The organism is Bradyrhizobium sp. ARR65 (assembly GCF_000472385.1).
Lineage (GTDB): Bacteria > Pseudomonadota > Alphaproteobacteria > Rhizobiales > Xanthobacteraceae > Bradyrhizobium.
In genome coordinates this window covers 1-26,086 of sequence record NZ_AWZU01000071.1, presented here as the reverse complement: position 1 = coordinate 26,086, position 26,086 = coordinate 1, and the positions used below count along the sequence as shown (strand labels likewise).

Below are 26,086 nucleotides of genomic sequence, written 5' to 3'. Positions count from 1 at the left end.
CGTTGAGCGAGGCGTACCCAGGTGAAGATCGGATTCACCGCGGCAAGCCCTTGCGGGTCGGATTGCGCGTTCGAGACTTTGATACCGCGCGCGACGCCGCCGACTTCGCCACGCACGATCTGGCTGTAGCCCATCAACTTGATCTTGGCAGGATCACCCTCGTGCATGGAGGCAAGTTGTGTTTCCTCGAAATATGCATCCACCCAGAAGGAATCGGCATCAACGACTGAGATGGCGCTTTTTCCTATCGCGGCGTAGTCGCCGACCCGTGCGTAGAGATTGGTCACCCAGCCATTCACAGGAGAGCGAATTTGGGTGCGCTCCAAGTTAACCTTGGCCTGATCGCGGTTTGCGACCGCTTGCTGATATTGCGCCTGGGCCGCGACGGCGTTCGCGTCGAAGGTCTGCTTCTGCTCCGCCGAGACCGACAGGTCGTCGAGTTTGCGCCGGCGTTCCGCCTCGCGCCGCGCATTCTCGGCCATGGCGTGAGCCTGATCGACGGCTGCATCGGCCAACTGGAGGGCGATCTTATAGTTGGTCGGGTCGATCACCAGCAACAAATCGCCCTTGTGCACGAAGTGATTGTCGACCACTGGTAGCTCAACGATACGTCCCGCGACTTCCGGCGCCATGGTGACGACATAGGTGCGCGCGGTTCCGTCGCGTGTCCATGGCGCTCCCATATACGTATCCCACATCGCCCAACCGAGAACCACGGCAAAAACGGTCATGGCGAGCGTTATCAAAACAGGGACGGTTCGGATAGGCGCCTTGTGCATTTTGTAGGCTGCTGGCTGTGCAGAGCGCACGACGTGAAGATCCGTATTCTTGCGCTCCAGTATGGTTTCAGCGTCAGACATTTTGGCTTCAGAATCGGACATAGCGAGCTCAGCGCGCGGTGACGAGTACGATTGACGACAGCACGATGATGTACACCGTGAAAACGAACAGCGCCGGATGCCAGACGTAGGCCAGCAAGCCAGAGCGGCCCGCGACCCAGCGCAATACCGCGGTAACGAACCATGCCGCCACCATCATCACCGAGATCGGCGCAACATAAACGCCGAGCAGATTGACCTCGACGAACTTCAATTTGATGCTCCTTCGTCAAAGTAAGAGCGATGCCGGCCCAAAGCGTCGCAGATCGCGAGAACTCGGCTACGTGCTCGCGGCACAATCGAGGTTTGCGCATCGCCCTGCCTGAGCAAGGCAAGCCGTTGATCGAGCGCGATCAGCGCTGCGGTTGCAGCAACGCTGTTCCCTTGCGCAAGCGCCTCGAGCGCGGAATCGAGGTCCGAGACAAGGCCCAGTTGAGGTGCGATGCGACGAAGATGGATAACCTCGGCCCCGACTGACAGCGCCGCCAAAAGCTGCGCCCGCTGCAGCGGCTCGGCTTGGTCGGGCAAAGCCGCGAGGCGGCTGTACATGCGGTTTTCCCATTCATCGCGGGGCTGCCGAACGGCAGCCGTCGCGAGCCGGCGCAGGTCGCGCAAGGCCAGCGCAAGCAGCCGCTCGCTCTGCTTGGCCGGCGACAGCGGCGGCAGCAAGCGAAACGACAGAGCCGCGGCGCCGCAGCCCAGAACTATCGCCAACGCCGCGTTGTAGAATTGCACGATGTCGTAGCTCATCTGGTTGCCTGGCGCGAGCAACGGCACGAAAGTGCCGGCCAGGGCGGCAAACATCGAGGCCTGCCACGGTTGAGCCATGAGAGCACCCGCCGGCACCAGAAAGAGCCCCATCACGATGCTGAAGCCAGCGAAGGTCTGTACATTCGGCAGGCCCGCAAATGCGACGATTGCGGCGGAAACCGCGGCAAGACCGGTGCCCGCCATGAACTTGACAGCCTGCACGTAGGCCGCGTCGGCTCTCGGCGAAAGCAGAAGGACCGAAATGGCGGTCCAGGTGATGGCTAACGCGCCGTCTGGCCATGCGGTCACGATCCAGAAGACCTCGATCGCTCCGATGGTCACGAAAGCGCGTCCGGCGCTGAGGACTGCCGGCAGCCAATCGGGCACATGGAGTCTAGCGGGGCGGCTACGTCGGGGATGAGCGGGGTCTGCGACCAGCAACGCCAGTCCGTTGAGAACGTCGGACAAGCCGGCTAGTACGCACGCGGTCTGCTCGGCGAGCAGTTGCAATGACGGCGTCGCGGCCGGGGAAGCTGTCAGGCTCCGCACCGCCGTGTCACACAGGCGACGCATCGTAGTCGAATCGCTCACCCAGGGTGTCGCATCACCCAACGAGAGCGCGGACCGCAACTCCCGTGGCACGCGGTCCAGCACAGCATCGGCTTCCCGCCGAGCGGCGTCATCCGGCAAGCGCGCGAGCCGCCTCACCACGGCTGACCAACCGGCCAGCGCTTCAAACAGGCCATCGATGACCGCCTGCAGCACCCGCGAATGAGAATGAAGTCTCGAGGATTCTCCGATCGCCTCGTCGATCACGGGGTCGAGCGCGATCGCCTGTCGGACGAGTTCGCGTCGAACCGGTTGCATGTCCGACAGCGCCAATCCGGCCAGTGTCAATGCGGCGCCGAACTTGCTCGCGATTTCGGCTGACAAGCCCGCGAGCAGCACGGCAAGCCGCCGTGGAGCCGCGCCGAAGTCAGTCCCGGCGAGGACAATGCCGGCGCACACGATGCCGATCCAGATCTCGCTGACGCGGGTGATGGCGATTGTAAAGGCTTCGCCGTTCGTGCCGCCGATCGCGCCGAGTTCATCGCTGGCGATGATCGCGGTCGTGTAGCCGGCCAGCGCTGCTGCGTAACTCGCGAAATTGCGCAGCAGCGTGGCGACAAGTGCGCAGGCTGCGCCCCACAGCCCCAGACCAACGAGAAAACCGGCGCTGTCTTGCGGGAAACATGCCGTCAGCGCCACGATCGCGGCGGCGCCTACCAAGGTGCCGATCATGCGAAACCATCCCTTGCGCAGCGACGCGCCGAGAAGCGGCTGGCACACCAGCGCCGCGGACGTGCCGGCCCAAGACGCGTTCTCCAGCTGAAGCCAGAACGCGACGTAGAGAGCGAGACAGACAGAGGCCCACAGCCGCAGGCCGAATAGTAGCGGCGGGCCGGCGGCCCGCGCAGCGTTCACCAAAGCCGCCTTCCAATCGCAGACCGCGCGCAAGTCTGACGCCAGTTCGCGCAGCTCGGGCAACCTCAGTTCGATTAGCCCTATTCGCAAGCTTGGTCTCCTTTGCCGGATTCCGCCGTGCGGCTTAAAGCTCTTTGGGTCTCGTCAGGACCAGGCGATGCTGAAATGCTCAAGTGAGCGCCGGGTCTGCGCCCCATCACTTGTCCGCAGGACTCTCAACTTGACCCATACCGTCGGTTTCAACCCTTGCGCTCGTCATATCGTTCTTCGTTCGATGAATTAGTCGAACCCAGCATCCTGCAGCGCAGCGGCTAAGCCCAAGGCGATGGCGAAAAGCGCAAAGGCAGCCGGCAACACGAGAGAGCGCAGGCCGAGCGCGGCCTCGCACGCCGCACCGACGGCGCAGCCCAAAAGGAAGCCAGCGATCGCCGGCCAGATGTTGCCGGCGCGGTCGCGCGCCGCGGCAACACCGCTCGCATCGCCCCGGAGCAGTATCTGCACGACATCCGCAGTGAACAGGGTGATGTTGGTCGTCATCACCGCCGTGGATGGCGCTCCCCTGAGCGAGATCCGTACCAGCGCGTTCTGCACGGCCATTGCGGAAACGCCCAGCATTCCGGCAAAGATCATGCGTGGCGAGTTGGGATCGGTACCCCGATGAGCATCGAAGCAAATGTTGAAGAAGGCCAAGAGCAAAAGGAACTGTAGAAGCAGCAAAGGCATCAGGGAAGTGATCCGGATCCGCTCCAGCCCAGCGGCCAGCAGTCGGCTCAGTGCAAGCGCGGCCACGAACAGCGGCACCGCAATCAAATGTGCCAAGGATGCTTGATCGCCAGCGACCAGCCTAGCGGCGAGAACCACGATATTGCCGGTGATATGGGCGACGAACAGGCCACCTAGCCCGAGAAAGCCGATGATATCCACGCTCCCGGCGATGACACTCAGCACAAAAACCAGCAGTTTTGCAGCGAGTGAACCGTCGACCGACGGCACCAGCACGCCACGATCCGCGGAATCGTTGTGTAAGGTGGGATGAGCGCCGTCGTTCATTGATGAGTACCCGTGACCATTGCGTTAAACCGTGCGGCATCAATGCAGCTTCACCGGCGGCCCAGTGCGACACGCTAAGGCGCGGGCAACTGGTCGGACGCGCAGACCCCTCATTTGCAAGCTCCTTTTTCGCTCTAATGACGGTTTGTCGTTGCGTGCAAATTCATCAGCTCGGACGACGGCATCATGTTCTCGTTCAAATTCGTCATGATCCAGAGCGAGCCGGCAATCACGAGGGCTACGATGAGCACGCCGAACGCAAGCGCCAGGACGTTGTTCGTGCTGTCCGGTCCCGAGGTGATGTGCAGGAAAAACACCAGATGAATTCCTATCTGGGTGATAGCGAGAGCAGCGAGTCCCAGGGGCACGCCGGGTGGCCAGAGCAGCGACGTGTTGGCGGCCCAGAAGGATGTTGCCGTGAGGATTGCCGCCAGAAACAGTCCGATCGTGTACACAAGTACGCCGGACGAAGCTTCACGTGGCAACTCGGCAGGCCTGGATCTGTCTCCAGGCGCGCGATCGTAGTGTGTTGCGGTCATGAGCTCACTCCCATTAGATAAACCACCGTGAACAGGCCGACCCAAATGATGTCGAGCGCGTGCCAGAATAGGGAAAAGCAAAGCAGGCGCCGCTCGACGATTGGGCGAAAACCCTGAATTGCGAGCTGGGCCATCATGATTGTCAGCCAAAGCAGACCGATGCCAACGTGCAGTCCATGGCAGCCGACGAGCGTGAAGAAGGCGGACAGAAAAGCGCTACGCTCCGGGGTCGCACCGAGAGCGACCATAGAGGCGAACTCTCGGATCTCGAGGGCGAGGAACGCGGCGCCGAGTGCGAAGGTGAAGACGGCTCCCAAGTAGGTGGCATGACGTCGTTGCGAATTGATTGCCAACGACATCAGCCCGCACGTGTAGCTCGAGGCGAGAAGACAAGCGGTTTCCATCGCGACGCTCACCTGATTAAATAGCTCGGCGCCTGTCGAACCGCCCGCAGTGGCATGCATCAGCACCGCGTATCCCGCAAACAAGGCCGAGAACATCACGATGTCGCTTAACAGGAAGATCCAGAAGCCGTAGGCAACCACCACGCGCTTGGGAGCAGGACCCGCTTCACTTGCCCTCGGCAGGGACTCAGCGTCAAAATGATCGGCGGCAACAGCGATGTTCATATGGCGACCTCCGTGTGGTGAGCGCGATCAAACTGGGCAAGCTGCTCAGCCGAAATTTCGACTTCCTCCTGCTGGCGAAAGGTGAAGAAAAGGATCGTCACCAACGCGCCGAACACTCCGAGGGCCGCCATCCACCAGATGTGCCAGATCAGGGCGAAGCCGGTGACCACCGCAAAGAATGCGTTGATGAAGCCGGTGGGGCTGTTTCTCGGCATTTCGATGGGCTCGTATTTCCGCGGCGTCGCCGGCGCGTTTGCTTTCGCGGATCGCTTCCGGCTCCAATAGCTGTCTCTCTCAGTGACATGCGGCAGGACCGCGAAGTTCCAGGCCGGGGGTGGCGACGCCGTGGACCATTCAAGCGTGCGGCCGTTCCATGGATCCCCCGTCACGTCGCGATGCTTCTCGCGGGTTCGGATCGACACGATGAGTTGCACGATCTGGCAGACGATCCCCGCGAGAATGACGAGCGCACCGACCGCGGCCGCCACAAGCCATGGCTGCCAACTTAAGTTGTCGTAGTGCTGCATGCGCCGGGTCATGCCCATCAGGCCCAACACATAGAGCGGCATGAATGCGATATAAAAGCCGATCAGCCAGCACCAGAACGAAGCTCTGCCCCAGCGCTCATCAAGCCTGAAACCAAAGGCTTTTGGGAACCAGTAATTGTAGCCTGCCATCGCGCCGAACACGACGCCGCCAATGATGACGTTATGGAAGTGGGCGACCAGAAACAGGCTGTTGTGTACCTGGAAATCGGCGGGAGGAACGGCCATCAGCACGCCGGTCATGCCGCCGATGACGAAGGTCACCATGAAGCCGAGTGACCATAGGACCGGCACGGTGAAACGGACGCGCCCGCCGTACATCGTGAACAGCCAATTGAAGACCTTCACGCCGGTCGGCACCGCGATGATCATCGTCATGACCCCGAAGAAGCCATTGACGTCAGCGGTGGCGCCCATAGTGAAGAAGTGGTGCAGCCAAACAAGGAAGGATAGAATGCAGATCGCCATGGTGGCTGCCACCATCGAGCGATAGCCAAACAGCGCCTTGCCGGAGAAAGTCGAGATGACCTCCGAAAATATGCCGAACGCCGGCAAGACCAGGATGTAGACCTCTGGGTGACCCCACACCCAGAACAGACTGACGTACATCATCTGGTTGCCCTGCCCCGCCAGCGTGAAGAAGTGAAAGCCGAGATAGCGATCGAGCAGCAGCATCGCGAACGTTGCGGTCAGAACAGGGAAGGCCGCGACAATGAGCAGGTTGGTGGCGAGCGCCGTCCAGCAGAAGACTGGCATGCGCATGTAGCCCATACCGGGCGCTCGCATTTTCAGAATCGTCGCGACGAAGTTTATTCCCGTCATCAAGGTGCCGATGCCGGAGATCTGCAGGGCCCAAAGGTAGTAGTCGACACCGACGCCGGGTGAGAATTGCAGCTCGCTAAGCGGGGGATACGCGACCCAACCCGTTTTCGCGAATTCGCCGACCACCAGCGAGATGTTCACCAACAGTATCCCGGACGCGGTCAGCCACAGACTCACCGAGTTCAAGGTGGGAAAGGCGACGTCGCGAACACCAAGTTGCAGCGGGACCGCAAAGTTCATCAGCCCGATCATGAAAGGCATCGCCATGAAGAAGATCATGATGGTGCCATGCGCGGAGAAAATCTGATCAAAATGCTCCGGAGGCAGATATCCGTGCGCGCCGCCAGCCGCGACGGCCTGCTGAGCGCGCATCATGATCGCGTCAGCGAAGCCGCGAAGCATCATGACCAGCGCCAGCACGCAATACATGACGCCGATCCGTTTATGGTCGACCGACGTGAGCCACTCGCGCCACAGATAAGGCCAATATCCCTTGAATGTGATCAACGCCAGAACGAACACTACGCCCAGGATCATGAATCCCGACGCGCCCATGATGATCGGCTGATTGAATGGGATCGCGCTCCAGTCGAGCTTGCCAAGCAGATTCATTGTTCCGCCCTCTGTGACTGCGAACAGGTTGACTGAGACGTCTCGTCCGGCGTCGTCCCGGACATCACGATCCGGTTGAACAGATCGGAAGCAACGGCCCGATAGGTGAACGGCGAAACCCTTTCGCTCGGCTTGGCCAAATCGGCATAAGTTCGTGCGTCGAGTGTCGGACCCGTGCTGCGAGTTGCGGTCACCCAGCCTGCAAACTCGTCGGCCGGCACCGCATCGACGCTAAAGCGCATATCGGCAAAGCCGTCGCCGCTGAACTGGGCCGACAGCCCCGGATACGTTCCGGGATGATCGGCCTGCAGCTGGACGTGCGTCACCATTCCCGACATGGTGTAGATCTGAGTTCCGAGCTGCGGTACGAAGAAGCTGTTCATGACCCCGGAAGAGGTCAGCTCAAAGCTGATTGGCGTCCCAACCGGAACGGTCAGGCGATTGACGCTCGCGATGCCCTGGTCGGGGTAGATGAACAGCCATTTCCAATCGAGCGAGACGACCTGAACGGTGACGGGCTTCACCGCGGAAGTGATTGCTTTGCGCGGGTCGAGGTCGTGTGCGCCGACCCAGGCGACGCCGCCGACCAAGAGCACGGTCATCGCAGGAATCGACCAAACGATCAGCTCGAGACGTCCGGAATAAGCGAAATCCGGCATGTAGACGGCGCGCCTGTTGGAGGAGCGAAACCAAATAGCGACGCCAAAAGTAGCGAGGATCGTGGGGATCACGATCGCCAGCATGATTCCGAGCGAATTGAACAGGATTTGTCGTTCGGCGAGAGCGATGGGTCCTTGTGGATTGAGGACGCCTTCCGAGCAGCCGCCCAGCGTCGCAGCGCTGGTCAAAGCAAGAGCTGGTGCGATGTATCGCATATTAAGCCTCGTCCGTGCTGACGATGAAAAAACTGCGAGCCATTGCGAAGGAACGTGCTCGGGATTCAGCCTGCGTCGGCCCGTCGCCGACCGCCGCGGCGTGTGGCCAGAGCCGAGATGACCACCGATTGCTGCCATTGTCGGCCAGGAGCGCCGCAAAGAGCACGAAGAGGTAGACGATGGAAAACGCGAACAGGCGATGGGCGGGGCGCCGATCGACCTCGCTCCTGCTGCTCAATCGCAACGCCAGGACGACGAAGACCGCCCCACAGACGCCGGCTGTTGCGCCATAGAGTGTGCCGGCAAACCCGAGCGCGCACGGCAGCATCGACACCGGCACGAGAACAAAACTATAGATGAGGATCTGCCGCGTTGTTTCGGCCCTTCCGGCAACAACGGGCAACATGGGAACGCCCGCACGCGCATATTCGTCGGCACGATTGAGCGACAGCGACCAAAAATGCGGCGGGGTCCACAGAAACACAATCAGGAACAAGATGAGCGGTTCAAGCCCGATGTTTCCGGTCGCCGCCGTCCAGCCAATGACAGGTGGAAGCGCGCCGGCGGCTCCACCGATCACGATGTTCTGTCGCGAGTGCCGCTTCAGCCATATCGTGTACACAACGACGTAAGAGAAGATCGTGAAGGCGAGCAGCGCCGCCGCCTTGAGATTGAGGGCAAAGCCAAGAGCGGCGACCGCTGTGCTAGCGAGGAAAAGTCCGAATACAAGCGCTTCTATGGGCGAGATCGTTCCGCGAGGTATTGGACGCATTGCGGTTCGTCTCATCACCGCATCAATATCGGCGTCGTACCACATATTGAGCACACCGGCCGCACCAGCCCCTGCGGCGATGGCGAGAATTGCAATACACCCGAGGAGTGGATCGAGGTGGCCCGGCGCAATCACCAGACCAACCAGCGCAGTGAACACCGCAAGCAACATGACACGGGGTTTCATGAGCGCGATGAAATCGGACGAGCGCATCGTGAACCGGATCGATGAATCCATCCGCAGGCGCGAGAAAGGAATCTCTGTGATCGCCATGGGCAATTCCTTTCAGCGCATGAGACTGATGTTTGCGAGCGTGATACGCGCTCCAACCGACTGCGTCGGCATGCAGGCCCGATAGCAACGACCGGACGGGGATGTGTGAGCCTTGACCAGTCGCGCGGGGTCCGGACAGCCTGCCTCGAAGTCGGCGATGTTCTGCAAGGTGGTCTGCGCGATGGCGCTGAGCGCTTCTCTCGTGAAGAACGCCTGGTGGCCGGTAACAATCACGTTTGGAAACGTCAGGAGACGTTGGAAAACATCGTCTTCGACGACTTCATTGGAGAGATCCTCGAAAAACAGGTCCGATTCCTGCTCATAGACGTCCATAGCGACGCCACCCACTTTGCCGTTCTTCAAGGCGTCTATCAGCGCTCTGGTGTCGATCAGCGCGCCGCGACCGGTGTTGACAAGCAGGAAGCCGGACTTGGCCAGCGCCAGCGTCTTCTCGTTGATCAAATGACGCGTCTGTGGTGTCAGCGGACAATGCAGACAGACGATGTCGCCCTTCCTGAGCAGGTCCTCGAGCTCCACATAGCGGACCCCGATCTTCTCCAGTTCCGGGTTGCGGTAGACATCGTGCGCGACGACATCGCAGCCGAAGCCGAGCTTGAATGCCTTCGCGACAAGTGCGCCGATCTGCCCCGTGCCGATCACGCCGACGGTCCTGCCGTGCAGGTCCCGGCCGACCAGGCCTTCGAGGGAAAAATTGTTCCCACGGACGCGCAGCCAGCCTCGGCAGATCTGCCGATTAAGAGCGAGCAGGACGCCGACGGTATATTCGGCGACCGCATACGGCGAGTAGGCAGGAACACGCGCGACGGTGATCCCGTGGGCCCCGGCCGCCCCGAGATCGACGTTGTTGTATCCGGCGCAGCGCAGGGCCACAAACTTCGTGCCGCCCTTGGCGAGCTGTGCCAGCACGGGTGCATCGAGCCGATCGTTGACGAACACGCAGACCGCCGTGAAGCCAGAGGCCAGCGAGGCGGTGGCGCTCTCGAGGGTCGCTGTCAGGAACACCAGATCGTGCTTGAACGAGCGATTGGCCTCTTCGAACGAGTTCTGGTCGTACTTGTGGTTGCTGAAGATGGCGACCCGCATGAGAATTCCCTCCTTGGGAATTGAGATGTGAAAGTAGGAAGGAGCCCGACAGTTGCCCGTTCAGACGGCCTCCGAGCAGCACGCGCGCAACACTGCCCGAGCGCTCCTAAATCCTGAAGACGATCATCTTCTCCTCGGTCATTTCCCGCATCGTCCAAGAGATTCCCCCGATGCCGTAGCCGGACTGGCGACGGCCGGCGAAGGGCATCCAGTCGGTGCGGAAGGCGGTATCGTCATTGACCATTACCGCCGAGGCGGCGAGGTGATGGGCGGCATCGAACGCGGTGCGGATATTTTCGGTGAAGATGCTGGCCTGAAATGCCAATGGCAGCGTATTCGCGGCGGCGATGGCATCGGCGAGCCGCGTGAAAGGATAGACGCAGGTCACCGGGCCGAATATTTCGAGGGTCGAGACTTTGGCCTCGCGCGGCGGGTTGACGATGATCGCCGGAGCCAGCGTCGTGCTACTGACGCGTCCACCGCCGATGAGCCTTGCGCCGGCTGCAACGGCGTCGTCGGTCCAGGCCGAGACTCGATCGGCCTCGCGCGGAAGGATCAGCGGACCGACCTCGGTTTCAGCCGAGATGGGATCACCGACCCTCAATGCCGCCACACGAGCGGCGAAGCGGTCGAGAAACGCGCTCTCCAAATCCGCATGGACATAGATCCGCTGCACCGACACGCAGACCTGACCGGCATGGTAATAGCCGCCCCTCGCGAGCGGCTCGATCAGACGGTCGAGGTCGGCGCTCCGATCGATGATCGCCGGCGCGGCACCGCCGTGCTCCAAGGCGCAACGCGTTCCCGGTGGCAGCTTGGAGCGAAGATACCAGCCGACGCGGCTCGATCCGATAAAGCTCAGGAATGCAATCCGGGGGTCTGTCGCGAGCGCCTCGGCGAGCTCGTTGGTCTCAGGAAGAAAGGTCTGACACCAATCGGGCGGCAGCCCGGCCTCATGGAGCAGGTCGACGAGATCGAGGCAGGAGAGCGGCGTCGCGATCGCTGGCTTGACAATGACTGGGCAGCCTACTGCGATCGCCGGTACAACCTGATGGACGATCAGATTCAATGGATGATTGAACGCCGAGATTGCGGCGACGACGCCGATCGGCTCGAGAATCGTGAAAGCCCGCCGATCCATGCTCGCCGGCGTCAGTCCCATCGGGATTTCCCGGCCGCCCCGGACACGCAGTTCGTCGACTGCGCTGCGCACGCCATCAATGGCACGATCGGTTTCGAGCAGTGCATCACTTAATGGTTTGCCCCCTTCGCGCGCGATCTGACCTCCGAGATGCTCGCGCTTGCCCTCCATCAGCTCAGCCAGCTTCCTGAGAATCTCCATTGTCTGATGGGTTTTCAGCCAAGCGCGGCGGTCGGCGAACAATCTTCGGGCGGCCTCGATTTTGCGGTCGAGCGCGGCCCTACCGTCGCTGTCGAGCCGTGTGATCGCCGCCCGATCGAATGCCTGGACGACCTCGATCATGGCTATCCTCCACACACTGCATGGACCCGGAGCTCCTCGAGAAGGACCCGGCTGTTCTCGGCGTAGTCCACGGGCACCACGACGAGGTGAACGCCGCCGCGTGCGAACGCGGCTTTGAGCGCCGGCGCGAGACCATCGGCGCTTTCGACTCGATTGCCCTTGATGCCGAAAGCCGTGGCATAGGCAACGAAGTCGGGATTGCCGAACGTCATGCCAAAATCGGGAAAACCGTCTGCGGCCTGCTTCCAGCGGATCATGCCGTAGGCATTGTCTTCGATGATCAGCACAACAAGATTGAGCCCCAGGCGCGTCGCGGTCTCCAGGTCCTGCGAGTTCATCATGAACCCGCCGTCGCCGCATACCGCGAGCACGCGCCGGTTCGGATAGAGCACCGCGGCCATCATTGCCGAGGGCAATCCAGCCCCCATTGTCGCCAGCGCGTTGTCGAGCAGCAGCGTGTTCTCGACGCGGGTGCGGTAATTGCGGGCGAACCAGATCTTGTACATGCCGTTGTCGAGGCAGACGATGCCGTCCTCCGGCATCACCTGCCGCACATCGTGCACGATGCGTTGCGGCGTCAGCGGATAGCGGCTTTCTTCTTCCCGGTCGGCGATGCGCGCGAGGATCTGCTCGCGCAGCGGCAACAGGGCACTCGCGCGCGCCAGCTTGCCTTCCAGGCGGTCGGCCAGCAGCGTGAGGGTCGCGCCGACATCACCGATGAGCTCCGCATGCGGGAAGTAAACCTCTTCGACCGTGGCGGGCAGATAGCCGATGTGGAGGACCTTGGGTCCGCCCGGCCCCATCAGGAAGGGCGGCTTCTCGATGGTATCATGGCCGATCGAGATGATCAGATCGGCGCGCTCGATCGCGTCATGCACATAGTCGCGCTCCGATAGCGCGGCGGTGCCCATGTACAGCCCGGATCCGCCCGCGACGGAGCCCTTGCCCATCTGCGTGTTGAAGAAAGGAATCTGCAGGCGCCTCACGAAATCCGACAAGGCACCCGACAGGCGCGGCCGGCTCGCGGCTGCACCTAGCATCACCAGGGGACGCTCGGCGTCGAGGACCAATCGGGCCGCTCGATCCAGCGCCTCAGGATGGGCAACCGGCAATGCGATCGGATGAGGCGGTACTGGCGAAATCTCCGGCGCCTCCTCCGCCGCGATGTCCTCCGGGAGTTCGAGATGGACCGGACCCGGTCTCTCCTGCTGCGCGACCCGGAAAGCCTCCCGCACAATAGACGGAATCGTCGCCGGGCTGACGATCTGATGCGCCATCTTGGTCAGCGGCGTCATTGTGGAGACGATGTCGACGACCTGAAAGCCTGCCTGCTTGCGGCTGAGGACCCCCTTTTGGCCGGTGATCATAACCATCGGCATCGCGCCGAGCAGCGCGTAGGCGGCACCGGTAGTCAGGTTGAGCGCGCCGGGCCCCAGCGTCGAGAGGCAAACGCCAGCCTCGCCGGTCAGCCGCCCATGCGTGGCTGCCATGAAGGCGGCGGCTTGTTCATGGCGGGTCACCACCAACTTAATCGTCGAGCGGCGCAGCGCGTCGACGACATCGAGATTTTCTTCTCCGGGCACCCCAAAGATCTGCTTTACACCCTCGTTCTCAAGTGCCTCTACGAGCAGAGTAGCTCCATTCATCGGATACGCTCCAACCGCTTGACGTGTCGATAGGCGTAAGGTCGGCGTGTGGAGCTCTTAAATCCAATATCGAATTATTGGATTTTAATCACACGAGCTGATCAAATCGCAGGCTTGCAAATTGGCGATGCGGTCCCGCGGCACGGCAGTCCGCTTCGAGCTTGTTGATCAGATCGATGTTGAAGAGGCGGCCGCAGTTACGGGCGGTGACCGCCTGCGAGCGCTATATGCGCGAGGTCGAGCACGTCGCGGCATCGACAATCCGGCGGCGGCTCGCGGCACTGTGGTCGCCCTACAAGCCCACGCATTCTTTCGGCGACCGCGCGCCCTGCCCGACGGTCGCCGGGGTGCTTGACTATTGCCAGTCCCTAATTCTTTTCGAGACATCATCAGGAAGACGGCACCAAAGGCAGCTTCCGTCGGCCGGCGACGATGCGCGTTCAAATCGGCAAGTCTTTGGGCACGTTGCCGAATGTCCGGAGCACTGTCGTTTTGGTCGCGGGATAGCCGGTCCGCACAAAAGCCACCGCGCCTGCGTGGCCTAAGACCTGCCAATAACCTTTGGCTCGGTCTATTGCGCTCGAAGGGCTTGCGCACTTGTAAGGTTCACCCGCGACTAACCCGTCGCTGGTCCAGTCGAACGGCATGGCGACAAATTGAGTGATCTCGCCCATGAACGTTCACGAGGACGGCCGCCCGCCTGCTAGGCGGGTTGTCCGGCGGCCTCCAGGATCAATCGGGTGATCTCGTCGGGTTGAGAGATCAGCGACAGGTGGCTCGCCTTCACTTCGATCATCTTGGCGCCCATGCGCTTGGCCATGAAGCGTTCGAGATCGGGATTGATCGTGCGGTCCTCCGTGGAAACGGCATAGAAACTCGGCTTCGACCGCCAGGCCGCATGCGTCGTCTTGCCGGCGAGCAGAGCCTTGTGGAACGGCTCCTGGACCGCATAGAGGACCTTGGCCTTCGCTTTCGGCAGGTCGCCCGCGAAATCGCGCAAGAACGCCGTCTCGCTGAGCCGTCCTTCATCGCCGTCGAAGACAATGCCAGCGGACGCTGGTGGCGCTGGAAATGTCTTGGCCAACGTCGTGTAATCTTCGCCCGCATCCGGCGCCCTCGCAGCCACATAAACAAGAGCCGAAACGTTGGGATGCTGACCTGCCTCTGTCACGATCATCCCGGCGAAGGAATGCCCAACCAGGACTGTGGGACCATCCTGCCGCGCCAGCACGCGCTCGGCCGAGGCTACCGCTTCGGGCAGCGTTGTCAGCGGGTTTTGTACGGCCGTGGCATTGAGGCCCGCGGCTTGCAATCGTGCGATCACCTCGAACCAGGATGATCCGTCGGCGAACAGCCCGTGCACAAGGACGACGTTTCGGGCCTTCGGCGCGGTTCGCGCAGCAGCGGCAGTGCCCCGGATAAGAGTGCTTGCCGCCCCCGCAGCGACCAAGCCTACGAATGTGCGTCGATTCATTGGACACTTTGGCTGATGATCGTCTTGCTTGTTCATGGGAGCTCTACCTTCCGCAAAAATCCGGGCGAGATGTTTGAACTGCGTTTTGCCTCACTACTTGGCAGAAAGCCTCAGTAGTAGGTTCCGTGACGATAATCCCAGCTGGGATAGATTGTTGATAGCAGCAGAAGAATCCGCTCGAGGTCGAGACCCTTGCGAATGACAACTGGTCCTGGTTGAATCGAGCGCTCACCTCTTTGCTCCGGAATCAGCCTGCCTTCGGCGTCGACCATTGAAAACATGACCCCCTGTGCGTAGCGAGTCTTCTCATTCGCACCTGGTTGAATTCCGCGAACATAATCGTCTGCGGCGATCACGAGATCGGCCTCATTGTTTATGCGCTCCCCGATGCCGTCGACGCGACCGGAATTGCCCTTGCCCGAGGGATCGCGGAGCTGGCAAACGTCAGCGTCCCATGATCCTCCCAAAGCGCACGCGTGATGAGCTCGGACTGTGCTCCGAACTTGACGACGAAGCAGCTGGTGGAGCGCTGATCCATGATCAAGGACTCTGAACCATCATGGGGAATGTGTTCCTTGGCGTCTGCTTTCCAAGGTAGAATGCAACCCAGCAGAATGTCGTTGTCCCAGGCCGCCCGATAGAACGCGTCGATTTCGGCGTTCAGGACCGCGAGCTGCCGAAGCTGCTCCATCGACCCGCACAGCACCACGCTGGGCTTGTTGAGAGCTCGCTTCTTCGAAGAAAACATCCGGGTTAATCCGCCGATGTCAGTGGTCATGATAATGTAGCCGACCTTCGTCGGACTAACGATCATGCGCCCACCTTCCAAAAGCAGACTAACGGCCATCTGCTCTCTTCCGCCGCTCCATTCCACACATTTACGGTGCATTGTTGTCTTCCTGGTTTCGATTAATCGAGGTTCGAACGGAGCCCTGTACGCCTTTAGGGAAAGCGACCACCGCCAATGGTTGCCGGCAATGGCGAACACTTTTTGCTAAGACCTCCTGTGGGACGCCCTATGCCTATCCAATGTGGTCAGGGAAGTGCGACCGATTGCGCTTGTGGGGGATTCCTCTCGCGAACTTGGCAAAGGCTATCGTGACGAGCACTATGCCAGCGGCGACTGCTGTAAGCGTCTTGAGCACAATCATCACTCCGTTTAGGAACGGCCCGTGTGGCACCTGCGGGCATACCGGGAGTGGCGTGCGCGGCGGACACTTGCGTGTGACGACTGTCATAGTGCTCTCCTGTTGCTCAGTGAGATTTCTCTGCGTAAAGAAGCTCGTCTGCGGAGCTGTTGCTCAGATCCGCCTTCAGGAAGGCCTCGGTTTCTGGAAGTGCGAGATGGAAGTCGTTCAACGCTTCCATCCTGATGCGCAGCCGCTTCGCCGTGCATTCGAGTACGTGGCCGCCGTGGCGGTGGTCTTCCGTCAAGAAGTGGAAATGATATCCGGGCACGCTGAACGCGCTCGAAAACCCAGGCGACCAGATGCCGATGAGGGTGCCGGAGACGTCCACCAGGTCGAACTCATGCTGATCGCGGGCCGCATCGACGAGGCGGCCACCGGGGCTCTGAGGGCTCACCGCCCTGGTGCGGACATGATCAAACCGTCCGTCCAGGCGGATCGCGAAGAATATGTTGTTGGAGGTGCGCAGCCGGTCACAGCCAGCCTCCAGCTCGCGCAGATTGGAGACGGCACCGATCTGCTCATCGGTCCCGGGCGCGAATCGGGTGATGACGGCAAACGGCGTCAGCGCCGACGCCGCGGCTTGCGAGACTTCTCCGCTGGCCCGTACCTGGTAGACGGCTCCGTCGAGCACGACCATCTCGCCGTCCAGGCCTTCGAAAGTGCCGAGACCGAAATCGCCGTGGGCGAGGAGCTGGCGCACAGTGATTGCTCCCGAATAGACGCCGGTGACGAGGGCGCCCGAGGTCGAGATCTGGAACAGGGTATGCAGTGATACACCGAGATGCAGCGCGAGTGCTGTGCACACCACCGCGGACGGCGTGGTTGACGCCCGTCGCGCTTCGTCCTCAAGCGGCTGGCGCAGTGAGATTGGAATATTGATCGTGAGCTCCGCGGATCTTGCCTTCATCATCATTGCCTTTGCCTTTTCGACGTCTCGTCACCCGACAAATAAGCGTCGATGCATCGATAGGCGTATGGTCAACGTGTGGAGCTCCTAAATCCAATATCGAATGATTGGATTTTGATCGCACGAATTGATCAAATTACAGGCTTAGCTAATTGGTGATGCGGCCTCGCGGCACGGCGGTGCGGTTCGAGCTTGGTGATCAGATCGATGTTGAAGAATCGGCCGCGACTACGCCGCAGCCGGTGACCGCTTGCGAGTGTCATATGCGAGCGACACCAATCGACTATGACGCGTCCAGATCATCGATCGCCTCCGAGCCACGGTCGCCGGAGGCGCAGCAGATCGTGACGTTGTCGCCGTTGCCGATATACTAGGGCTGTTGCGGCTCTGGGAAGGCAAGCACCTCGCGAGTATAGGTCTCGACCACTTCGCTGAATGGAGTGCCGTCCGGCAGAGAAAGCACAGCGCGGTGCTGCAACACCGCGTGGGGGATTGTGAGCGTCGCCCCTTTCCGCTCGGGCAGCGGGGCGCCCATTTCCCAGTCCTGCGGCAGGGGCGGCCAGAGCAGCTTCGCCGACAATGTGTGGCGCCGGAAATCAAGCGCTTGCACTGCTCGGCCGAAGGCGATGTCGGTGGTGTCGAGCAGCCGGTTCATCTCCGGTGTCAACCGGGCGGGTACGTACCAGTTATCCGCTTCCGAGAGAACGTGGTCGCCGCAGATGAGGCGCACTCGACGGTAGCGGACAGGCTCCGTCGCGCTGACACCGAGAAGCTGACGCTGCTCATCCGTTGGCGCTTGCTCCGCACCCGCGGCGCGCACGGCCACGATGCGAGCCGACGAGGCCAACCGGTGGGCGGCACACCAGCGGTCCAGAGTCAGCGTAGCGCTGTCGTGGCTTAGAAGCTCTGCGTTCAAGGTTTGCAAAAGGGCGAGCGCTTCGAGACGCGCGGTGAAGCTCTCCTGCCACGGCGGAGCGCCGGTACCCTCGGCGCCAGCAGTCTGTGTAAGGAACGTCATCATGCACCCTATCGTTTGATAAATATCGATAGGCGTAAGCCTAGAATATGCGGGGCTCTCAAATCCAATATCGAACAATTGGATTTTAATCTCACGAACTGATCAAGCGCAGGCTTGACTTAGTTGGGCGCGTCTCTTCGCGTTGCTCCGGGCGGTCCGTCATCTGCGTCCCTGCAACTCCAGCGCCACCCCTCCAAGAGTCAGCACGAACGCGCAGATTTCGCGGAAACCTAGTGCTTCACCGAGAATCGCAGCGGCGGACAGCGCGCCGACAACCGGGACCAGTAGAAGCCCGGTCGATGCCGTTGCTGCGGGAACACGCTCAAGGGCGGCGAACCACGAGAGATAGCAGAGAGCCATGGGACACACCGCCATGTAGGCGAGCGCGCCTGCTCCAGCGAAGCTCAGCGGCCCGATTTCCGACCCGTTGAGGGTCAAATCAAGGACGATCATTGCCGCCGAACCGAGGCCGATCTGCCACGCGGTTGAGACCATGGGCGGCAGCGGAATAGGCGCTCGGGAGGTGACTGCGCCCAGGGCGAACAGGATGGCCGCGGCAAGGGCGAGCGCCACGCCCGGAAACGTTTCGATCCCGCCTCCTAGATTTGCCCCCATAAGGAGGACCAATCCGGCCACGCCGAGGCACAAGGCGATCACACTTCGCAACCTGGGGCGCTCCCCGAGGATCGGCCAGGCGAGCAACGTCGCCCAGATCGGCATGGAGAAAGTCAGCAGCGCACCTTGTGCCACCGTAAGCCACAGCAGCGCCAGGGCTGTGAAGCCCATCGGGGCGACCACATTAGTTACTGCCCCGAGGGCGAGCCGCGACGCCAGGCTGCGCGAGGGTAAGACGTTCTGTCCTCGCACCATCGCGATGATGGTGAGGCCGAGCGCGGCAGCCAGCCCGGCACAGCCGCGGGCGAACAGCGGCGGCCAATCGTGCATGGCGATCTTCATCATTGGCCAGCCGAGGCCCCAACCAACGGCGGTCGCGACTAAAAGCAGCCGGCCCCAAGCGGGCGACCTGGAGATGACTCCGGGCCGACCGTTCGTCTCGAGCGCTCGACCTCCTGCCAACGCGGTGGCCTCGCTCACCTCACGGTCCGCAAAATTGGGATCGTCGGAGGACCCTCGGCCGGCGCCGTCGTAGCGGATAGCCCGATCGCATTTGTCTAGCGGGGTATTGGGCGTCATTTCGGTCCCTGCTGCAGCGGAGCCAGTCTCTTTTCAAGCCGCATTACGCCCGGTGCGCCGAGAATCGCAGAAATCTTGAAGCCAGCTTTTGCTGCCATCGCCAGCATTTTCTTATTACTAGCAAGTGTCTGACCCGTTATCTGACGAACGCCGGCGTCTGACGCGAAGCGTTCAAGTCTTCCCAACAGATGTTTTGCGAGGCCGTTACCCTGCCAGGAGTCGGCTATCGATACCGCAAATTCTGCTGACGAGGCGTCGGCCGCCCGCACATAGCGCGCTTCACCAATCACGACTTCGCAGCCATCGACGAAGACTTCGGCAACGAGCGCGACATGATTGGCATAGTCCACCTGCGTGAATTGCCGCAATAGTTCGGAAGACAGTTCACTGACAGGATGCATGAACCGACTGCACCGCGCGTCAGCGGAGAGACCATGGAAGAACGCGTTCAGGAGTTCCCTATCCTGCGGCAAGACTGGCCGCATAACGACACGTTCGCCAGCAGTCAAACGTAGCACGTCGATCAATTCGGCAGGATAACGCTGGATTTGGTAAGCCATATCTCAATCGCTCGGCGTACCAAAAATGAGACACGCGGTCGTGCTGTGGGCGAGCAAGTGTCCTTTGCCATCGGTGAACCGTTCTTCTGCGTTGGCGAGCGCCTCAGCATCGTTCGCATCAAACACGTGTCGGGTAAGGCCGGTGTGATCCATTACCATCTGCGTAGGTCCAGTCCCAAGTATCGATAGGCGTAAGGTCTCAGTGTGGGGCTCTCAAATCCAATATCGAATAGTTGGATTTTAATCAGACGAACTGATCAAACGCAGACCTGTCTCTTTGGCGATGCAACTCGCGGCACGGCTGTCCGTCTCCAGCGTGTTGACAAGATCAACACTGAAGAACCAGCCGCGAGGCGCGCCGCGGCGATGATTGTCGCAGACTTGATGGCTTCGTCCATGATTCCTACCCTCCACATCGCAGGGGTTTGCAACGGTTTGCCAGTCGTTTGCAGGATAGCCGCTATCAATGCCTGTCGATAGAAGGATCGCGCGGCGTTTTGTGAATGTAAGTCAAGAACCGCCTCGGCCGCATAGCCACGTTTAGCCAAAGGGGTCTGCGAGTGCGGGCATAATCGTCGACCGCATGAATGAGATCGTCTGAAGCGATGCAGAGAGCGGCAGGTCGCCGAAAGCGATTTGAGACATGACGTACGTGACGCCCGCCTCCGTCACCTGTCTCTTGAGGGCCTCCAGCACGGTGGAGGGTGATCCGACCAGACAGAAGCCGTCGTTCAAGGCTTGCTCGAATGACGTCGGCAAGTTCGGTGGAAGAGGCAAATCGCGGGTACGCGACAGGAACGTGAATGTCTCGATCCAGCGCGCATAGGCTGGAGCAGCCAGCGCACGAGCCTGAGCGTCGGACCCGGCGATCACCATAATGCGAACCATGCCAAGCAGCGGCATAACCTGCGTCGGCGGCGCCTTCCAGCCCGCCCGATAGACGTCCGTAATCGCCCGAATCGTCGCGCTCCTTCCAACACAAGCTATGTTGATCGAGTTCTCGGCCGCCCATCGGGCTGTCTCAGGCTTCATCGCCCCGTACCATAGCGGTGGATGGGGTCTCTGGATGGGTGAGAGCGTGATCGGCACGTCGTACATATTGAAATAGCGGCCGCTGTGCGTAAGCCTTTTGGTTTCCATGGCTTTGAGAACAATTTCGGCCGCCTCTCTGTAGCGGTCATGTGTCTCTTCAGCCGAAACACCGAAAAACGAAAGTTCCACCGGGGCCCCGCGGCCAATACCAAGATCGAGTCTGCCGCCACTGAGTTGATCGAGCATGCATATCTCTTCGAAAGCGCGCAGCGGATGATACAGATTCAACAGCATCACCAACGGTCCAAGCCGGAGCCTTTTGGTCCGTTGAGCTACGGCCGATAGGAACAGGTTCGGTGAAGCCGCCATTCCGTGTGGCGTGCCGTGGTGCTCAGCGACGTGATAGGTGAGAAAGCCAGCTTCATCGCACGCCGCCGCGATTTTTAATCGATCGGTGTACTGCTGGCGCAGGCTCCCGCCGGCGTGATCCAAATGATCAAAAATACCGAAACTGGCTGTTGGCTGGCCAAGGCCCTCCATACTCATATTCTCTTCTCCGTGTCGCCGACGGCCTACACGCCTGTCGCAGAGATTGACGCCGTCACCCGGCCGATGAATGTGTCTATAATCTCGTTGACGGTGTCCGCGTGCGTCACCGGACCCATATGTCCTGCGTCTTCGATCTCGGCATACGCCGCTCCTGGCCACAAGCTGCGCAGCACGTCCATGACGGCCATTGCGGCGGGTGTCGTCCGTGAACCGCCGATCAATTGAATAGGCATCTTGAGTGCAGCGAGTGCCTCGACCGTTGCTCCGTATGGCTGGAAGGTTGTCGGCCATTCGACGGAAACCTTGGCCATGCTCGCCCTCACCGTTTCGCGCAGCTTGGCGTCCATCGCGTCGTAAGCGCCGGGGCCGACCCAATATTCGATGAAGACACGCGCGGCTTCGTCGGTGTCCTTCTCACCAACGTAACGAATGACGCGATCCGCAATGGCCTTGATTTCGGCATGCTTGGATACTCTTCCCGAAGGGGCAAGCAGGTAAAACAGTGCCGGCTCGGCCAGGGTTAGGCTTCGCACCTGTCCTGGCATTCGGACGGCTGCCCGCGCTAGAATGGAGCCTCCGAACGAGTGACCGACCAAGTGAACCGGCTGCGAGATCAAGCAGACGAGCGCCTCGACAATCGCAATCTCGTGCTCCATCAGCGGAATGTCGCCCGAATGCGCTGCTGTACGTCCGTATCCGATGTGATCGGGAGCGACTAAGCGATAGCGGTCCGACATTCGCTTGAAGAGCTCCCGCCATTGTCCACTTGAGGCAGTGGAGCTATGCCCGAGCAACACTGGGACGCCGGTGCCTTCGTCGCGATAGTAGGCGTCGAGGCCATTCACAGAGATTTGCGGCACGCTTCCTCCAATCCTGACCGAACGCCGGTTTTGATCGGTATCTTGCAGTCGTGTGATTGGCGCATCCGACCTCGAATGCCAGTTGTTGACGGCCCTTATCTGGGCCTATCGTCGACCGCAAATCCAACATCGAATTGTTGGATTTTAATCAGGCATACTGATTAAATCGCCTCGGCTTGACGGTCGCCATCTCGATCGCCAGTTTGAGGTGCTGCAGCCGAGCCGGAATTGGGTCCTCATTTCACTGGACGGCCGAGGGGTGGCTCTATGTTGCTGCCGTCGATTTCTTTCGCGTTGTCGGTTGGTCGATGAACGCCACCATGACACCGCAGTTTGTCGCCGACGCGCTGATCATGGCGATGCCCGCGAAGTGGAGAAGCGTTTGCACGTTGTCGCTTCTCGAAGAGAGAGGCTTACCCGCCGGGGTTTGCTCGGCCTTGGCAAACGCCATTATGACCGGCAATGACCTGCGGTTAGCTGCAGATTCCAATATGGAATTGTTGGATTGCAATCACGGAGGTTGACTTGGCACATGCTTGACGCTCGTCAGCTCCGCTATTTTATAGCCGTCGCCGAAGAGCTCAGTTTCGCGGGCGCCGCCGACCGGCTGAACGTGGCGCAGTCGGCCGTCAGCCTGCAAATCAAGGCGCTGGAGGAGGCGTTCGGCGCTCGTTTACTGAACCGTCGCAAGCGGGCCGCAGTGTCGCTCACGGAGGCAGGACGGCTGTTCCTGTCCGAAGCTCAGGCCGCCATCCGTCAGCTGGAAAAGGCCGAGCAGGTCGGACGCCTCGCAGCGCGCGGCGAACTCGGCCAGATCGAAGTTGGGTATGTGACGTCCGTGGCCATGAATCGGATCTTGCCAAGCCTGCTGCGGGAGTATCGCCGAAGCCACCCTGCGGTGCAGCTTCGCCTAACCGCGATGGAGACGCCGCGGCAGCTCGACGCGCTTGCGGAAGGTCGGCTGGATGCGGCCCTGATACGACCTCGGCCCAGTTACGCGGCTGGGGTGGCGGCACATGTGATTTATAACGAAGCACTTTGCGTGGCGTTCGCCGCCGACCACCCGCTGGCGAGCAACCACACGCTGCACGCGGCGGACTTGGGCAACGAGGCTTTCATCGTCCCGCACGTCGCGACCTTCGGAAGCCATCTGGAGCGGCTGGCGGCCGTTGGCAGATTTCCGATCAAGATCGTTCATGACGTCGGCGATTTCGTCACCGCACTCAGCATGGCTGCCGCCGGTTACGGCGCGGTGCTGGGGCCTGAATCCATGCACGGATTGGGCTTCCCTGAGGTCGTATTCCGGCCGCTCGCGGACTTTGCCGAGAAGGTGGAGCTCGCGGTCGCGTTCCGCGCAGCCGAGCCTTCAGCGAGCGTCCGCGCCTTCATCGATGCAGCCATCGCGCTCGGGAGGCGTCGAGAGCTTGAGGCCTCCATGGGGACGCCATGACACCCACTATTGGAGGGCGTCGATGATCGCTTTTGCCGCCTGCAGGTCGACGGTGGCGAAGCCCTCGGTGAACCGGTCGTAGACCGGCTGGAGGAGTGCCATCGCTTCGGCGGGACGGCCCTGATCGCGCAACAGGCGAGCGAAGCTCGTGGCAGCGCGTAGTTCCCAGGACAGCGCGCCTTGCCGGCGCGCCCAGTCGAGCGCTTGCCGGAAGTGATCCTCAGCCGTTGCCGCAGCGCTGGATCCGCTCTGCAACAGAAGAAGCTCGCTCTTGACGCGCAGCAACTCGGGAAATAGCCATAGTTCTTCCGTGCGTTCACAGTGGTCAATCGCCGCCTCGACCATGATAAGCCCATCACCGATCTGCCCAGTACGGCCGAGCGCCTCTGCCGTCACCGTGGAGAACGTAACCGACCGCCAGGCGACCCTGCCTTCGCCGAGTTCGAAGTCGCCGGCGCGCAGCAACCGTAGTCCGGCATCGACGTCGCCACGCATGATCAGCAGCGATCCCCGATGGCTGCGGCCCAAGGCAGCCCAGAACGGCAAGGAATGCCGTGTGGACTGGTCGACGAGTACTCTCACGTAAGATTCCGCTGCGGCCAGATCGCCGACCGAGAGCGTGATCGCGCATGCCTGAGCCAGCGCGTAGCACAGCGAGATTACATGATCGGCGCCCCGAGCTTCCTCGACGCTCTTTTCGGCGGCGCGTATGGCCTGATCGGGAAATCCTTCCAACCACAGAATCCAGGCAAGAAGAACGCGCGCCGCAACGTGCGGGCGGAACTGAAAGCGAAGGACGGGCGATGTGTGATTGGCGGTGACATACTCACCGAGCGCCCGATCGAGATGACGCCGCGCGCTCGGTAGGTCGCCGAGATAGTGCTGCGAGATAGCCATCATGCGTTCGCCGACCAGCCGATAATTGGGGTCAGGCCCGTTTGCCGCCAGGGCGCAGAACCTTTCCGCCAGTTTTAGCGCCACGCGATGGCCGCTGCTTGCGAATTGAAAGAACCACAGACCCCAAAGTGAGGTCAGCCGGTACTCGGCATCGTCAAGGCTCTCGGCAATCTCGAAGGCCCGCGTCCAGGCTGCGCCAGCCCTGGTAACCGCATCCTTGAGAGCATAAGCGTACATCAGCAATCCGCCGAGGGCCGCATGGAGCTTCATCTCAAGGCGTGCATCCGGGTTCGTTCCCACTTCGATAGCGGCGAGCGCCCGAACGACACGATTGCGGCACTCGTCCAGCAGCGACAAATGCATCCATAGAGGCACTGCAGCGGCGGTCAGTGCCACGCCGATCGAGACCTCGCCGTTCGGCGAGAAGGCCCAGTCGAGTGCCGCGCGCAAATTGTCGATTTGACGCCCGTAATCGTCAAGCCACTCGACCGTGGATCGCGCATCCAATGCGGCTTCAGCCCGTTCGAAGAAATCCTTGTAATATTCGGCATGACGCCGCGCGAGCCGTTCGCTCTCCCCGCTCTCGCCGAGCTTTTCGATCGCGTAGGCCCGCGTTGTGTCGAGCAAGCGGTAGCGCGCGACGCGACCGTCAACCTCCGCCGCAACGAGCGACTTCGCGACTAAATTGGCGAGACCCTCGACGACTTCCGACTGTGGAAGCTCGGGGCTCGCCACAACCGTACTGGCCGCCTCGAGCCTAAAGACACCAGCAAAGATCGCTAGGCGGCGCAGGATCACGCGTTCGGGCTCGGACAACAGCTCGTAGCTCCAGTCGAGCGTCGCCCGAAGAGTCTGGTGCCGCAGCAATGCCATCCGCCGTCCGCCGGTCAGCAGCCGGAAGCGATCGTCGAGGCCGGCGGCGAGCGCTTCGATGCCGAACGCGCCGCCGCGCGCCGCTGCCAGCTCGATCGCCAGCGGGATGCCGTCGAGCCGCCGGCAAATCGTCGCGATAAACGCGGCGACATGCCGATCCTCGGAAACATGGGCCCCGCTCGCGCGTGATCGGAGGACGAACAGCCGGGCCGCGCCGTATTGCCAAAAGTTATCGCTCTCCACAGCGGGCACGGCGAGCGGCGGCACCAGGTAGATCCACTCCCCTTCTGCCTTTAGCGGCTCCCGGCTCGTTGCGATGACATGCGCCGCCGGGCTGGCGTGCAACAACGCCTCGACCATTCCCGCAGCGGCGCCGATCACATGCTCGCAGGTGTCGAGCACCAGCAACAGTCGCCGGTCGGCGAGCGCCAGCGCCACGCGTTGTGCCGAAATTTCACCGCCACCAAGCTCAAGGCCGACCGCAGCGGCAACTGTGGCGGGCAGCAAGCCGGGATCAGCGAGCGGCGAGAGCTCGGCCAGCCACACGCCGCCGCTAAAGTTCGGCACTACCTGGCGCGCGGCCGCGAGCGCGAGCTGCGTTTTGCCGATGCCTCCGGCCCCGGTTAGCGAGACCAGCCGA

24 protein-coding genes and 1 pseudogene are annotated in these 26,086 nt (G+C 61.4%); 2 read left to right on the top strand and 23 right to left on the bottom strand.

Annotation, left to right across the window (positions count from 1 at the left end):
* The 22 genes from F758_RS0139620 to F758_RS0139515 form a co-directional block, all read right to left on the bottom strand.
* Positions 1-731 (bottom strand): efflux RND transporter periplasmic adaptor subunit (locus tag F758_RS0139620; protein WP_198026685.1); only part of this gene is annotated, 731 nt, incomplete at its 3' end.
* Between the two features lie 157 nt (positions 732-888).
* Positions 889-1,092 (bottom strand): DUF1656 domain-containing protein, encoded by a 204-nt coding sequence (locus tag F758_RS0139615; RefSeq protein WP_024513008.1) that lies wholly within the window; start codon positions 1,090-1,092, stop codon positions 889-891.
* Positions 1,089-3,182 (bottom strand): FUSC family protein, encoded by a 2,094-nt coding sequence (locus F758_RS0139610; RefSeq protein ID WP_198026684.1) that lies wholly within the window; start codon positions 3,180-3,182, stop codon positions 1,089-1,091. The genes F758_RS0139615 and F758_RS0139610 overlap by 4 nt, the downstream gene beginning before the upstream one ends.
* Before the next feature lie 189 nt (positions 3,183-3,371).
* Positions 3,372-4,142: a YoaK family protein gene (locus tag F758_RS45715; RefSeq protein ID WP_024513006.1), complete on the bottom strand. Its 771-nt coding sequence runs from the start codon at positions 4,140-4,142 to the stop codon at positions 3,372-3,374.
* 134 nt (positions 4,143-4,276) lie between these two features.
* Positions 4,277-4,681: a cytochrome o ubiquinol oxidase subunit IV gene (gene cyoD, locus F758_RS0139600; protein ID WP_024513005.1), complete on the bottom strand. Its 405-nt coding sequence runs from the start codon at positions 4,679-4,681 to the stop codon at positions 4,277-4,279.
* Positions 4,678-5,310: a cytochrome (ubi)quinol oxidase subunit III gene (locus F758_RS0139595; protein ID WP_024513004.1), complete on the bottom strand. Its 633-nt coding sequence runs from the start codon at positions 5,308-5,310 to the stop codon at positions 4,678-4,680. The genes cyoD and F758_RS0139595 overlap by 4 nt, the downstream gene beginning before the upstream one ends.
* Entirely contained in the window at positions 5,307-7,283 is a 1,977-nt protein-coding gene (cyoB, locus tag F758_RS0139590) for a cytochrome o ubiquinol oxidase subunit I (RefSeq protein ID WP_024513003.1), read from the bottom strand. Before cyoB ends, F758_RS0139595 begins: the two co-directional genes overlap by 4 nt.
* A gap of 2 nt (positions 7,284-7,285) precedes the next feature.
* On the bottom strand, positions 7,286-8,164 hold the full coding sequence (gene cyoA, locus F758_RS0139585; protein WP_084306043.1) for a ubiquinol oxidase subunit II: 879 nt from the start codon (positions 8,162-8,164) through the stop codon (positions 7,286-7,288).
* Position 8,165: 1 nt separating this feature from the next.
* Positions 8,166-9,209, bottom strand: coding sequence for a heme o synthase (locus F758_RS0139580; protein ID WP_024513001.1), 1,044 nt, complete (start codon positions 9,207-9,209; stop codon positions 8,166-8,168).
* 12 nt (positions 9,210-9,221) lie between these two features.
* Positions 9,222-10,313, bottom strand: a complete 1,092-nt coding sequence (locus F758_RS0139575; protein WP_024513000.1) for a 2-hydroxyacid dehydrogenase — start codon at positions 10,311-10,313, stop codon at positions 9,222-9,224.
* Positions 10,314-10,419: 106 nt separating this feature from the next.
* Positions 10,420-11,796 carry an aldehyde dehydrogenase family protein gene (locus F758_RS0139570; protein ID WP_024512999.1) on the bottom strand — a complete coding sequence of 459 codons (1,377 nt, stop codon included), beginning with the start codon at positions 11,794-11,796 and terminating at the stop codon, positions 10,420-10,422.
* A 2-nt stretch (positions 11,797-11,798) separates the two neighbouring features.
* Entirely contained in the window at positions 11,799-13,442 is a 1,644-nt protein-coding gene (locus tag F758_RS0139565) for an acetolactate synthase large subunit (protein WP_024512998.1), read from the bottom strand.
* Positions 13,443-13,882: 440 nt separating this feature from the next.
* Entirely contained in the window at positions 13,883-14,116 is a 234-nt protein-coding gene (locus tag F758_RS48825; protein WP_084306041.1) for a hypothetical protein, read from the bottom strand.
* Between the two features lie 29 nt (positions 14,117-14,145).
* Positions 14,146-14,916, bottom strand: coding sequence for an alpha/beta fold hydrolase (locus F758_RS0139560; protein ID WP_024512997.1), 771 nt, complete (start codon positions 14,914-14,916; stop codon positions 14,146-14,148).
* 110 nt (positions 14,917-15,026) lie between these two features.
* Positions 15,027-15,272, bottom strand: a complete 246-nt coding sequence (locus tag F758_RS51290; RefSeq protein WP_198026683.1) for a hypothetical protein — start codon at positions 15,270-15,272, stop codon at positions 15,027-15,029.
* 17 nt (positions 15,273-15,289) lie between these two features.
* On the bottom strand, positions 15,290-15,763 hold the full coding sequence (locus F758_RS51285) for a Sua5/YciO/YrdC/YwlC family protein (protein WP_198026682.1): 474 nt from the start codon (positions 15,761-15,763) through the stop codon (positions 15,290-15,292).
* Between the two features lie 407 nt (positions 15,764-16,170).
* Positions 16,171-17,013 carry an acetolactate decarboxylase gene (gene budA, locus F758_RS0139550; RefSeq protein WP_051387182.1) on the bottom strand — a complete coding sequence of 281 codons (843 nt, stop codon included), beginning with the start codon at positions 17,011-17,013 and terminating at the stop codon, positions 16,171-16,173.
* 370 nt (positions 17,014-17,383) lie between these two features.
* Positions 17,384-18,034 (bottom strand): hypothetical protein, encoded by a 651-nt coding sequence (locus F758_RS0139540; protein WP_024512994.1) that lies wholly within the window; start codon positions 18,032-18,034, stop codon positions 17,384-17,386.
* 156 nt (positions 18,035-18,190) lie between these two features.
* A complete protein-coding gene (locus tag F758_RS0139535) occupies positions 18,191-19,126 on the bottom strand; it encodes a DMT family transporter (protein WP_502689223.1) in 936 nt (311 codons plus the stop codon).
* Between the two features lie 95 nt (positions 19,127-19,221).
* Positions 19,222-19,785, bottom strand: a complete 564-nt coding sequence (locus F758_RS0139530; protein ID WP_024512992.1) for a GNAT family N-acetyltransferase — start codon at positions 19,783-19,785, stop codon at positions 19,222-19,224.
* Positions 19,786-20,325: 540 nt separating this feature from the next.
* A complete protein-coding gene (locus F758_RS0139520; RefSeq protein ID WP_245286726.1) occupies positions 20,326-21,363 on the bottom strand; it encodes an LLM class flavin-dependent oxidoreductase in 1,038 nt (345 codons plus the stop codon).
* 26 nt (positions 21,364-21,389) lie between these two features.
* Positions 21,390-22,226, bottom strand: a complete 837-nt coding sequence (locus tag F758_RS0139515; protein ID WP_198026680.1) for an alpha/beta fold hydrolase — start codon at positions 22,224-22,226, stop codon at positions 21,390-21,392.
* Positions 22,227-22,416: 190 nt separating this feature from the next.
* On the opposite strand from F758_RS0139515, the pseudogene F758_RS48820 reads away from it, so the two are divergent.
* Both F758_RS48820 and F758_RS0139505 read left to right on the top strand, forming a co-directional pair.
* A pseudogene (locus F758_RS48820) lies at positions 22,417-22,603 on the top strand (IS3 family transposase); the annotation flags it as partial.
* A gap of 155 nt (positions 22,604-22,758) precedes the next feature.
* Positions 22,759-23,676, top strand: a complete 918-nt coding sequence (locus F758_RS0139505; RefSeq protein ID WP_024512988.1) for a LysR substrate-binding domain-containing protein — start codon at positions 22,759-22,761, stop codon at positions 23,674-23,676.
* 6 nt (positions 23,677-23,682) lie between these two features.
* On the opposite strand, the gene F758_RS51275 is transcribed toward F758_RS0139505, so the two are convergent.
* Positions 23,683-26,086 (bottom strand): ATP-binding protein (locus tag F758_RS51275; protein ID WP_024512987.1); only part of this gene is annotated, 2,404 nt, incomplete at its 5' end.

Bases quoted from the DNA above. Each gene is read 5' to 3' on its own strand.
- F758_RS0139540 (WP_024512994.1), bottom strand. From the start codon at position 18,034: ATGATGACGTTCCTTACACAGACTGCTGGCGCCGAGGGTACCGGCGCT.
- F758_RS0139575 (WP_024513000.1), bottom strand. From the start codon at position 10,313: ATGCGGGTCGCCATCTTCAGCAACCACAAGTACGACCAGAACTCGTTC.
- F758_RS0139520 (WP_245286726.1), bottom strand. From the start codon at position 21,363: ATGAGTATGGAGGGCCTTGGCCAGCCAACAGCCAGTTTCGGTATTTTT.
- F758_RS45715 (WP_024513006.1), bottom strand. From the start codon at position 4,142: ATGAACGACGGCGCTCATCCCACCTTACACAACGATTCCGCGGATCGT.
- F758_RS0139570 (WP_024512999.1), bottom strand. From the start codon at position 11,796: ATGATCGAGGTCGTCCAGGCATTCGATCGGGCGGCGATCACACGGCTC.
- cyoD (WP_024513005.1), bottom strand. From the start codon at position 4,681: ATGACCGCAACACACTACGATCGCGCGCCTGGAGACAGATCCAGGCCT.
- F758_RS51285 (WP_198026682.1), bottom strand. From the start codon at position 15,763: ATGGCCGTTAGTCTGCTTTTGGAAGGTGGGCGCATGATCGTTAGTCCG.
- F758_RS48825 (WP_084306041.1), bottom strand. From the start codon at position 14,116: ATGGGCGAGATCACTCAATTTGTCGCCATGCCGTTCGACTGGACCAGC.
- F758_RS0139595 (WP_024513004.1), bottom strand. From the start codon at position 5,310: ATGAACATCGCTGTTGCCGCCGATCATTTTGACGCTGAGTCCCTGCCG.
- budA (WP_051387182.1), bottom strand. From the start codon at position 17,013: ATGAAGGCAAGATCCGCGGAGCTCACGATCAATATTCCAATCTCACTG.
- cyoA (WP_084306043.1), bottom strand. From the start codon at position 8,164: ATGCGATACATCGCACCAGCTCTTGCTTTGACCAGCGCTGCGACGCTG.
- F758_RS0139565 (WP_024512998.1), bottom strand. From the start codon at position 13,442: ATGAATGGAGCTACTCTGCTCGTAGAGGCACTTGAGAACGAGGGTGTA.
- F758_RS0139580 (WP_024513001.1), bottom strand. From the start codon at position 9,209: ATGGCGATCACAGAGATTCCTTTCTCGCGCCTGCGGATGGATTCATCG.
- F758_RS0139505 (WP_024512988.1), top strand. From the start codon at position 22,759: ATGCTTGACGCTCGTCAGCTCCGCTATTTTATAGCCGTCGCCGAAGAG.
- F758_RS0139560 (WP_024512997.1), bottom strand. From the start codon at position 14,916: ATGAATCGACGCACATTCGTAGGCTTGGTCGCTGCGGGGGCGGCAAGC.
- F758_RS0139530 (WP_024512992.1), bottom strand. From the start codon at position 19,785: ATGGCTTACCAAATCCAGCGTTATCCTGCCGAATTGATCGACGTGCTA.